General features: G+C 41.8%; 10 protein-coding genes. All 10 read left to right on the top strand.

Translation table 11 applies throughout. From position 1 onward, the window contains the following. The first annotated feature begins 188 nt into the window (after positions 1-188). Positions 189-1,304, top strand: coding sequence for a tyrosine-type recombinase/integrase (locus tag A5875_RS10725; protein WP_088933591.1), 1,116 nt, complete (start codon positions 189-191; stop codon positions 1,302-1,304). A 365-nt stretch (positions 1,305-1,669) separates the two neighbouring features. Beyond that, the gene (locus A5875_RS10720; RefSeq protein WP_088933590.1) at positions 1,670-2,473 is read left to right on the top strand and encodes a WxL domain-containing protein; all 804 of its coding nucleotides are present in this window, start codon (positions 1,670-1,672) and stop codon (positions 2,471-2,473) included. Positions 2,474-2,550: 77 nt separating this feature from the next. Continuing rightward, positions 2,551-3,624, top strand: a complete 1,074-nt coding sequence (locus A5875_RS10715; protein WP_088933589.1) for a DUF916 and DUF3324 domain-containing protein — start codon at positions 2,551-2,553, stop codon at positions 3,622-3,624. Further along, the gene (locus A5875_RS10710; protein WP_088933588.1) at positions 3,611-4,081 is read left to right on the top strand and encodes an LPXTG cell wall anchor domain-containing protein; all 471 of its coding nucleotides are present in this window, start codon (positions 3,611-3,613) and stop codon (positions 4,079-4,081) included. Before A5875_RS10715 ends, A5875_RS10710 begins: the two co-directional genes overlap by 14 nt. Next, positions 4,078-6,537: a WxL domain-containing protein gene (locus A5875_RS10705; protein ID WP_088933587.1), complete on the top strand. Its 2,460-nt coding sequence runs from the start codon at positions 4,078-4,080 to the stop codon at positions 6,535-6,537. The genes A5875_RS10710 and A5875_RS10705 overlap by 4 nt, the downstream gene beginning before the upstream one ends. A gap of 20 nt (positions 6,538-6,557) precedes the next feature. Further along, positions 6,558-6,773 (top strand): hypothetical protein, encoded by a 216-nt coding sequence (locus tag A5875_RS10700; protein WP_088934674.1) that lies wholly within the window; start codon positions 6,558-6,560, stop codon positions 6,771-6,773. Positions 6,774-6,849: 76 nt separating this feature from the next. Further along, positions 6,850-7,605 (top strand): helix-turn-helix domain-containing protein, encoded by a 756-nt coding sequence (locus A5875_RS10695; protein ID WP_088933586.1) that lies wholly within the window; start codon positions 6,850-6,852, stop codon positions 7,603-7,605. A 20-nt stretch (positions 7,606-7,625) separates the two neighbouring features. Continuing rightward, entirely contained in the window at positions 7,626-8,339 is a 714-nt protein-coding gene (locus A5875_RS10690) for a helix-turn-helix domain-containing protein (protein ID WP_088933585.1), read from the top strand. A 31-nt stretch (positions 8,340-8,370) separates the two neighbouring features. Then, on the top strand, positions 8,371-9,426 hold the full coding sequence (locus tag A5875_RS10685) for a hypothetical protein (protein ID WP_088933584.1): 1,056 nt from the start codon (positions 8,371-8,373) through the stop codon (positions 9,424-9,426). Between the two features lie 252 nt (positions 9,427-9,678). Next, positions 9,679-10,737, top strand: a 1,059-nt coding sequence (locus A5875_RS10680) for a BspA family leucine-rich repeat surface protein (protein ID WP_141108345.1), incomplete at its 3' end; no start/stop codon positions are given.

Below are 10,737 nucleotides of genomic sequence, written 5' to 3'. Positions count from 1 at the left end.
GAATTATAGAATATAGGATAAGAATAATCAATATATTTTGAGAAAATCACCTTAAAAGAGCAAATTTAATGTTTTGCAATTAAATTTTTCGATAAAACTCAGTTAGAAGTAAGCTAAACGAAAGAAAATATCTAGTTATTGACCGTCAATTGAGCCGTCAAAATAAGAAGAAAAATAAGGAGCGAATTATGCGAAGAGGCGAAAATATTTATAAAAGAAAAGATGGACGTTGGGAAGGACGCTACAAGAAAGGATACAAACCAAACGGACGAATCAAATATGGCTACATCTATGGAAAAACCTTCAGTGAAGTGCGAAGCCAATTATATGCAATGAAAGCTTACTATAATACACGTCAAGAATTGTATGGCAATGTTTGTATCCCTTTTGAAGAGTGGGGACGCCAATGGCTGAATGAAATTCAACAAGGAATAAAGCCAGCGACGTACACTTCTTACTATTATAAGTTGACGAAATACGTCTTTCCCTATATTGGAGAATACGATCTCAACGAACTAAAGCTGGAAAATGGGAAATACCTTGTCAATCAATGGACAGAAAAAGGGCTGGAAGTATCAACGATGCAAGTCATTCTAGGCGTCGCCAATCAATGCCTATACGAAGCCCAAAAACAAGAGTACCTAAAAGAAAATCCGTTTCGATTCTTAAAACTACCGAAAATGCGAAAGAAACCCATTCGCGCATTAACGTGGGATGAACAAAAAGACCTAGAGAAAGCTGCCCTATCCAGAAAGAATCACACAGGGTTACCAACCTACTTAGCCTTGCATACAGGACTAAGAATCGGAGAGATCGCCGCATTGAAATGGACCGATATAGACTTTAAACGCGATATCATCACAGTTAATCAAACGTATCAACGTGTCGCTCTAGCAATCGATGGCCAGAAAACTCAGTTGAATCTTGGCACGACAAAAACAGAATCCGGCACACGCTCTGTCCCAATCGGTCGCCCCTTGAAAAAACAGTTACTCAGCTATAGCCGCAAAGCCAAAGGAGATCATGTCTTCTCCACAAAAGGGCATCCAGTCGAACCGCGATTATTAACTTATCATTTCCATCAGTTACGAAAACAATGCGGACTAGAGGACATCCATTTCCATCAATTACGTCACACCTTTGCGACTCGCTGCTTAGAAGAACAAAGCGATATTAAGTCCGTCAGCGATATGATGGGGCACCGCTCTACGCAATTAACCTTGGATACCTATGCCGATTCTATGATGGAACAACGAATAAAAGTCATTTATCAGATGGAATCCGCCCTGCGTGCGCGAAAATAAAGCATAAATAATTTAAAAAATTTTCAACCCCAAAATTCTGCCTCCCTTTTTTTCTCACTCTAAGAAAGCGCTTACCGAAATGAATTGTTCCTTCAATCCGTATATTTCTTAAAAAATTAAATAAAAGAATCGGCGAAGTTTGAAGCCAAAATTCACAGACACTTTATGCGCCGTCATTCACCGTCAGAGTATAGCTATAAATGGTGATTTCATCGTTTTTTTATAGAGGTTCATAGTTTTAAATAAAACTCGAAAGAAAGTAATCTCAACGTAATCAAAAAAGTTTTACCTAGCCCAATATCAAATGTACCATTTCCGTACATTATAGATATAAAAAATTAAATTATATTAAGGAGAGAAAAGAGATGAATAAGAAAAAATTAGTCACAGGATTGTTAAGTGCAGCATTCCTAGGCGGGGTATTGGTTACCACGGCATTACCGGCAGATGCAGCTTCATATCAAAAGGAATCTACTGGTTCTGTAACATTTAAGAAAGGTCAATTAGTTACACCACCGGTAACACCACCAGTTACGCCACCAGTCACACCACCGGCTGGAACAGATTTTGGTTTGATTTATGTTCCAAAAGAATTCAACTTTGCGGAAACGGCTATTCCATCAAGTATTGTTACAACAGACACTTTGATTCCAATTGATTCCAGTTTGGAAGGTAATCCAGGAGTGGTACCAGGGACAGCTACTGGAAGTAACCCAACTACCAAACATTTTGCAGTAGGGGATGTTCGTGGGAAACGTGCCGCTGGTTGGGAACTAGAAGCGAAATTAGCTGATCACCTAGAAGTTAGCCCAACTAAGCAACTAACGGGTGCAACTATTACGATGGAGCAAAGTATCAATAAGCTAACACCAACACCTTCAGGGCCATGGGGAGTAACCGCAACAACTCCGAGTTTTGATGCTCATACACCAGATAGGGTAATTGGTTTGGCATCAAGTCCATTACTGGAATTATCTACTACAAGTACAACTGTTATGAGTGCCTCTGGTGAAACATCTCTAGGTGCCGCAGATGGTCGCGGTGAAGGGTACTGGCAAGGTGAATTCAACAGTATCAACTTAAAGGTTCCAGCAGGAGCTATGAACGCTGTTTTAGCTAATGAAGTGTATCAAGGAACGATCGAATGGACATTAACAGATTCAATTTAATGAATAGAAAAGTATGAAAAATGACAGGTTGAAGATAGAACGTTGTCTTCAACCTGTCTTGTCTAAAGGAGCCGAACATGAAACGACTACTCCCGATTTTAAGCTTAGTAGTAATGATTCTTTTTCCCATCACAGGGGTTGCGGAAGATACCAAGGAATCACAACACGAAATCACAGAAAATGAACAACGAGCGGGCTTCACCGTACAGGCAGTATTGCCAGATAATCAGATCAATGATCGTGTGAGTTACTATCAATTATTGATGACGCCTGAACAGAAACAAACGATCCAAGTAAAGATCATAAACACCTCTGATAAGAAGCAGACCTATAAAGTAGAAGTCATCAATGCCGCAACAAATAAAAATGGCTTGATTACATACGACGAGCGAGACAAAAAACCGGATGCCAGTATGAAGCTGCCGATCGCAGATGTGGCAAAGCCGAAGAATAAAGAAGTCTCAGTGGATGCTTACACCGAAGGCAAGGCGGATATCGATATTCAGATGCCGGCAGAATCCTTTCAAGGTATCTTGCTTGGTGGTGTGCGAATATCATTGAAATCCGATGAAAAAGAAAAAGAGTCCGAGGGTATGTCTGTTAAGAACACTTATGGTTATGCCATTGGATTGGTGCTGACGGAACAAGATTTCGCGCCTGTCTACGGTGAGACAGAGTTGAAGCTGACAAAGGTCCAGCCAGAACTTGATTATGGGAGTAAAGTCTTGGAGGCTAGTATCCAAAATCCACACCCAGAAGCCATGCAAAAACTAGTGGCAGAAGGAAAGATCGTCCGCAAAGGGCAAAAGAAGGCATTGGCGAAGAACAAGCTGGAGAATGTCAAGATCGCGCCGAATTCGATTTTTCCATTCCAGATTGATTGGGGATTGCAAGAGGTCACGGCGGGAGACTACACCTTTATCGGCAAGGTCAAGGGAGAGAAGAAGAGCTGGGACTTCAAACAGGATTTCACGATTACTCGTGATATGGCGAAGAAGATGAATAAACAAACGGTATTCCGTATCTTTATCCCGACTTGGTGGACAACAAGTTTCTATGTGATGGGTACGATCACCGCGATCATCACTGCTTGGCTCATTATTCGTTTCGTCAAACGAAAGAAAGGAAGGGAGATACGTGAAGAAGAATAAAGTTTGGTATGTGCTTATAGGGTTGTTTTGTTTATGTACAAGCGGCGCTACTGTCTATGCGACTAGCTATAAAACAGAGAGTCCAGTAGGCGTTCGATTTTACGATCCGACAAGTACCTCATCGTCAACCAGTAGTACATCAAGTTCTACAACGAACTCTACGACCAGTTCCACTACGAGTTCTACAACGAGCGCAAGTTCGTCCAGCTCTACCAGTTCCAGCAGCAGTACAGTTCCAAGTGCGTCCTCGTTACCAGATACGAATGAGAAAAGGAGCGGCTTCTTATGGTGGGGAAATGGTGATGGGGGATCAGGTGGAACGACTCGCTATTACGCCGACAACAAACTATTGCCTAGTACAGGGGAGCTCGTTCATTTGGCATTGCCGTTTGCAGGTGTGTTCTTAGTGATGCTGGTTTTCTTCTATCTTAGGAAAGGGAGGAGGAATAATGCATGAGTAAGATGATGAAAAAGATAGTTTTTCTTTTAGCTTTATTATTTTTTTCAGTAATAATGATTGGCAATCCTCAAATAAGTCAGGCTACCCCATTCACACACAATGATCCTGCATTCAAAATGTATTTTGAATTTCTCGATAAACAAGGAAATGAAATTCCCAAACCCATGGGAATGGAGGCAACCCATGTTATTGCTAAAGGAATTGGGTATGGTGGAGCGGGGGCTGCGCCACCTGGGACAAATTGCCCCTCAATACTTGTTTCTGCTAACCCGTTATCAATCACAAAAGAATCTGGTAAAAATACCTTTGCATTAAACATCCCAGAAATCGATTTGACGATACAAGAATATGACGATTATTATGAATGGTTATCGAATATGAAGATTAATACACCTATGCCTTATATTCGATCTATAGAAGCATATGTGGGGTTGGGAGTTCCAAGTCTATCAAAACTTACACAACATAATTTTACTTGGTATAAATACACTGGTAGCAGTAATGGAATTAATAGCGCATATACAGGGGCCTCAATTAAGTTTACAAAACAAGCTGACGATACTTATAAAATAGTGCCACATAGTTCGTATTACACACCTCTATCGCTTGCTGGATATGATGATATCTTTATTGGAGTTAGAACTATGAGTAATTCTACTAATTATGGAAAATTGTATTCATTGGGACGAGAAGGAGACCGCTTACGATTTTTTATAATCTACTATCAAGTGAAGGAAGTTTTTGAAGATCAAACGGGTGCTTTGATTCCTGCTCCTTCCGGATACACGAATGAACATTATGTAAATATTATAGATCAACCATTCAACTATAAGATGACCAATGATTCTAGCTTGCCTAAAACGTATGCAGACTCTGGGTTTATTTACACCTATGAAGGCTGGTATAAAGGCGCAGGTAAAAAAGCAACGATGGATACGACTCATCCGCCATCAATTGATTTTAATGCTACGTTGGTCAATGATCCAGAGAATGAAGTACACGTCGTTTACAACAAAAGAGCGCTTCGAGTAGTGACTGAGGATTATGTGGATACCTCTGGAGGCACGATCGAATCCTCTTGGAGTACGTCGCAAACTTTAGGAGATGGTGATACCTTTATCCAGACTCCTGCTGCAACGAAAACTGATACGAGTGGGGCAGATTGGGAATATCAAGGATGGAAATTGGATAGTGAACCAATGAGCGCGATGCGTCCATCGACGACTCCGGTTTCTGTATTGATTGATGCAAATAAGAATATTCAGTATGTCTATAAGAAGACTGAACATACCATCACAGAAAAATGGGTGGATCGATCAGATGGGACGACACTAGTAGCAATGACAGGAAACCCAGCTACAAATTCGATTGATGACAATGATCATTTCACAGGTTCAGCTACTGCCACGATCACTGATAGTGGTGGCGGCATTTGGGATTTTATTGGTTGGGAGAATGTGACGGATGACCCAGGAAACGTGATTGCTTCTCCAGCCTATGCGGTGAATAATATCAAAGGTAACAAAGAAATTCGCTACCATTATCAAGCGCGAAACACGACAGCGACATTGGATCTTACTCCGACACCACAGGTTGTTTCGAGCGGAGATAATGTTTCATGGAGTTCACGATTGAGCAATACAGGGACGTCTTCTTTAAACAATTTGACGTTGAAAGCTACGAGTAATTGGGCGTCCGGCTTATCTCATCCTACGCAGGTAACAATAACTCCTTCTAGTGGTGCTCCTGCAAGCTTTACTGTTGGTGCAGGGGACTGGTTGACTGGTGTGACTCTAACAGGGGTCAATATTCCAATGGGTCAGTCTGCAGATATCACATTTACCGACACAGCGACTGGTGCGGTGAACCAAGTCTTGCCAGCGGAGATCGAAATAACAGGAAATATGGTGAGTCCATTAACGGCAGAAAACTTTGTCCGCATTGATGATCCAGACGAACCGAATTTGAATCCAACTGGGAATGCTGGATTGATTAACATTCCTAAATTCGAATTTGGAGAGGTAGAAGTAAAACCTTTTGCGCAAACGAAAGGGTTAGACGCAGCGTCTTATCAAGCGGGTTACAACCCGTATATTCGCTATAAAGATCAAGAAAGTTTGGTCGGTTGGGATTTAACGGTGAAACTCAGTCAGTTCACCAGCGGATCGAAAACCTTGCCTACGACAACGAGTATCAAACTGAACAATGGGGACCTGAAAGAGGTTCAAAACTACAATAAAGACAATGAATCATTGTCTAGTGTAGGTTCAATTGGGAATAAAACTATTTTTTCTGACGGCACGACAGTTGCTTTGACAAATGGGGCAGCACAGGGTGTTTATCAATTAGACTATGCCTTCAATGATGTTGAGTTAGATTTACTGGCTTATTCTGGTATCGCTGGCTTGAAATACGAGGCTGATCTGGATTGGACATTGACGACAACACCATAAGGAAAGTGAGAGAGGAAACTATGTACAATTATGTCTGGCTATCTGCGGGATTGGGAGTTCTTTCCCTTATCCTAGCCATCTTTTTCCTAGTGAAGGATCTGTCTTTTTGCGAACAGACCCAACAAAAAAAGCTAACATATCTACTTGCGAACTGGGGAATGTTCCTCTTAGCGATCATCTGGATCGGTCTTAGTATCAGTCTATATGTCTTGATCCAGAACCAGTTAGTCGGTTAGAAAAGGCCGCTCGATTTTTCGGGCGGTTTATACATATCAAAAGAGTTGTCTATACAACACAAGAACGAGGTGGAAAATGAATCGCATATTGATCTTAACAAAAAATATCTCGGTGGAGACCTATTTGCAGCAGCAGCTCCAAAAGTTGAATTATGAAGTATTGGTTTCTGTGTCAATCTGGGAGATGTGGGAGAATGCGCGCCGCGTGGATCACTTCATGAAGTCCTTTCAATGGATCTTTCTGAGCGAGACAATCTCAGAAGGCGAAGCAAAGGAGTTCGGGGAGCAGTTTCGCACGGATTGTTTAGTCAGAATTGTGGGGGAAGAACCGTCTGCAGAGGCGGTATCCGAATGGGATAAGTGGCATATTTTCGATTGGGTCCTAGCGGCTACTACCCTGGAACGGCTGAGAGAAAAGCTGCTTCATAAAAGCTTGGTGCAGCAAGTAGAGTTTAACCAAGGTCAGATGACGCAGCCATTTTACGAAACCCGTTCATTAGCAGGAAAGAATAAAAAAGCCTTTCCGTTGTATTTTTCCGATATTCATTTTACCAAGCTGGAAAAGGAAATCATTCAACGCTTGGTGGACGCCAAGAGCTTGTCTTTAAAACGCGACGAACTTTGCCGCGGGTGGCGTTCTAAAAATCAAAACTCCAAGCTGAGCCAACTCTCCTCAGCAGTGACGAAAATCAGGAAAAAAGTCTTTGAAACCTATGGAATCGAGGAAGCCGTCCACACGATCTGGGGCGAAGGCTACCAGTTGAACGCCTATTTTTATCAGTGTTTGCTAAAAGGCGAACTCCATAACCAATCGCAACGTGTCAGTATATAAAGCAGGAAGAAGGAATAATCATGAGCCAAATTTTACTATTAACCAATAATCCATTAAATGAACAAGCCTTTGAGGAGCGTTTGCGCCAGCTAGGGCATGAAGTCTTCACCTCGAAGCTGATGATCGAGCTGTGCCTGTCACAGAACTCGAACCACGAGATTATCCGTATGTTTGATCTAATCATTCTAAGCGAGACATTAGCAAACGTTGAAGTAAAGGAGCTGCTAGGAGCACTGAGCGTCAATGAGATGTCGATCCTGCGGAAATCCGATGAACGATTAGACGAGACAGAGCTAGAAGAATGGAAGGGCCACGGTTTGACTGAGTGGATTGGCAGTCAGCCAACCCTAGAAGACTTGCGGGAAAAACTCAGCTGCGAAAAAGTCCGAAAAGAAGGCAATATCGTCTTTTTGCCGAAAGCCGAAGACAAACGCCCAATGTCTGGATTTTCATTAAGCAGCGGTGAAGTGAAGCTGTTTCAACTTCTCTTTCAGCAGAAACAAACAGTGGCGAGAGAAGAACTCTGCCTCCGTATGTGGAACCGCGGCAAGAGTAACTCCAGCATGTCCCAGCTATCTGTGATGGTCAAACACCTAAAGGACAAACTAGCAGGACAAGGTGTCGAAGGACCAATCATCGAAACCTGTTGGGGACGCGGGTATCGTCTGCATGATTCGGTGTATGAGCAGGTATATCTGGATGGTGTGGATGAAAAGTTAGTGAAGCAACAGTAGGGAAGTTTTTAGGGAGAGAGGAGAAAAAAGGATGAAAAAGTATGGGATCGTTGTAGGGTTGCTGCTGGTATTGGGAGTAATCAGCGGGTGTGGTGGAGGTGTGACTCCACAAGAGGAATACAAAGAAGAGCTGCAGAAACAGTCGAAGATGAACAGTGGAACCTTTGATCTGACGATTGATAGCCTTTCAATCGATGTCGAGGATAATACCTCTGATCCAGAAAAAAAGATGATGCTCGATGTGATCGAAAAGCAGCTAAAAGGAGTCTCACTGACAGGTTCCTATCAAAAGGAAAAGAAAACGAAGAATCAATATGTGAAGCTTCAATTAACAGCATTTGGTCAGGAAATTCCTTTTGATTTTTATTCAGATCATCAAACAAAGGATGTGTATGCCAATGCGGAACCTTACAACGCGGCACTCCAACTAATGAGTCAATTTGGGACAGATATTCCCCTTCATTCGGTAAAAACGAAGAACATTGAAGGAAAATATATCTTGATGACACAAAAAGAAGCTACTGAGACAACAGGACAAAAGGAGTTGCCGGAAGATCTTTCTAAATACATCGACAAACTAGATAAAGACACCTTCAAAAAAGACGGTGACAAACTGACGCATCGTTTTACGAAGAAAGAAATCCAAAACTATCTTTCCAACCAAGAAGAAAAGCCAAAGGATACAGAAGTAGAAAAACTAAAAAGCCTATCGATCGACCTAACCTTGGATACGAAAAAGCATACCAAACAAGGCAAGATCACAGCTAAGAGTACAGCCGACGATGCAAGCTACACCATAAAAATGACGATGAATCAAAAACCAAAAAACAATGATAAATCTATTCAACTGCCGAAAAAAGACGCGATTATTCCGATAGAAGATTTTCTCACAGAGATTACTTCCCCTGTGCAAGTAGATGATGAAGATATGACTGAAATTCTTAAAAATATTGAAGAAAACAAAGATACTATCGACGCCCAAACCGCTGAACATTTGAAAGAAACCTATCGGGAACACATGAATGATGAGCAGTATCAACAAGTCGTTCAAGCGTTAGATGAGGCGGTGGCGGAAAATAATAAGTAGCGAATAAAATTATTGAAAGAGTTAGAGAGGTCATTTGAGGCCTCTTTTTTTTGCGCGGAATTATTTAATAAGAATAGTCAATCAATTGTTCCCCCTTTTTTATTCAAAAAATTGAAAATTAATGGGAAAGATAGTTGTCCGTTTTTCCAGTTATAAACAGGGACGACTTTCAAAATCAGATATAATTAATAGTGTGAAATAGCTGATTTATCAACAAAAAAACGGGCAAGACAAAGAGTCTGGGGGATCAAGATGAACAAAAAAAGAATGGGAAAACAAGCTGAACGAGTCCAGCGATTTGTTTACAAGAAGATCAATAAACAATTGATCAGTGTCGCTGGAAGTGTGCTGATCGTCTTAGGCAGTTATGCGATTGTACCAGTACAAGTATTAGCGACAGAAACAGTGACCGAAGAAGCAGTCCAAGCACAACCGAACACCGCCGCTTTACCTACCATAGCAAGCAGTGAACTTGGCGCAGAGACACCGCCGACCACCGCAAATGATGAACCCGCACCACAAGAAACACCACCAACTACAACTGATGATGCCAAAGCCCCAAAAGAAACCGAACCAAAGCCAGTTGACGAGACAAAAAAATCAGAAGAAACGGATCAACAAGCTGACACCGCTATAACACGCGCACAAGCGCAACCTCAAAGCGATGCTGCTGATGAAGGATGGGAGTATGAAAATCGAGGAACCTATGTAGAAATCACCGATTACAAAGGGGACTTGGTGGATATTACCGTTCCGGCGAAGATTGATGGATTGCCAGTGCAAATTAATTTGGGGACTGTGTTGAAAGAGAAGATGGCAAATTATTATGGTACGCCAACAGAAACCTTCAAAATTGAATCGTCTGGTGAAGGGGAGACACCTGTTAAGTTGGTAGGGACGTTTAAGGCGTTGTTTGCTCGTCCGTCGGGTGGCGGATATGGTTTTAATACTACACTCACCTCTGTTGATTTTGGGAATGCAGATTGTTCGGGAATTCAGGATATGACCTATATGTTTTCTTTGTGTAATACGTTGAAAGATTTGAACGTAACTGGTTGGAATACGAGTCAAGTTCAGACTATGGAATTTATGTTTATAGAATGTATGGAGTTGAAAGAACTAGACTTATCCGGCTGGAAAACGAGCCAAGTACAGAATATGGCCTCGATGTTTATTTCATGTAATCAGTTGAAAGAGTTAGACCTCTCCGGCTGGGATACGAGCAATGTTCAGGATATGGCCTTGATGTTTGATAATTGTAGTCAGTTGCAGGACTTAGACTTAACTGACTGGAAAACGAGCCAAGTACAG

This window comes from Enterococcus sp. 3H8_DIV0648, assembly GCF_002140655.1.
Taxonomy (GTDB): Bacteria; Bacillota; Bacilli; order Lactobacillales; family Enterococcaceae; genus Enterococcus_A; species Enterococcus_A hulanensis.
The sequence above is the reverse complement of the archived record's forward strand: the minus strand, read 5'-3'. Positions and strand labels throughout refer to the sequence as shown.

What these genes read in the sequence shown, in the direction of transcription:
- A5875_RS10700 (WP_088934674.1), top strand. Translation starts at nt 6,558, where the DNA reads ATGTACAATTATGTCTGGCTATCTGCGGGATTGGGAGTTCTTTCCCTT.
- A5875_RS10720 (WP_088933590.1), top strand. Translation starts at nt 1,670, where the DNA reads ATGAATAAGAAAAAATTAGTCACAGGATTGTTAAGTGCAGCATTCCTA.
- A5875_RS10715 (WP_088933589.1), top strand. Translation starts at nt 2,551, where the DNA reads ATGAAACGACTACTCCCGATTTTAAGCTTAGTAGTAATGATTCTTTTT.
- A5875_RS10695 (WP_088933586.1), top strand. Translation starts at nt 6,850, where the DNA reads ATGAATCGCATATTGATCTTAACAAAAAATATCTCGGTGGAGACCTAT.
- A5875_RS10685 (WP_088933584.1), top strand. Translation starts at nt 8,371, where the DNA reads ATGAAAAAGTATGGGATCGTTGTAGGGTTGCTGCTGGTATTGGGAGTA.
- A5875_RS10725 (WP_088933591.1), top strand. Translation starts at nt 189, where the DNA reads ATGCGAAGAGGCGAAAATATTTATAAAAGAAAAGATGGACGTTGGGAA.
- A5875_RS10705 (WP_088933587.1), top strand. Translation starts at nt 4,078, where the DNA reads ATGAGTAAGATGATGAAAAAGATAGTTTTTCTTTTAGCTTTATTATTT.
- A5875_RS10690 (WP_088933585.1), top strand. Translation starts at nt 7,626, where the DNA reads ATGAGCCAAATTTTACTATTAACCAATAATCCATTAAATGAACAAGCC.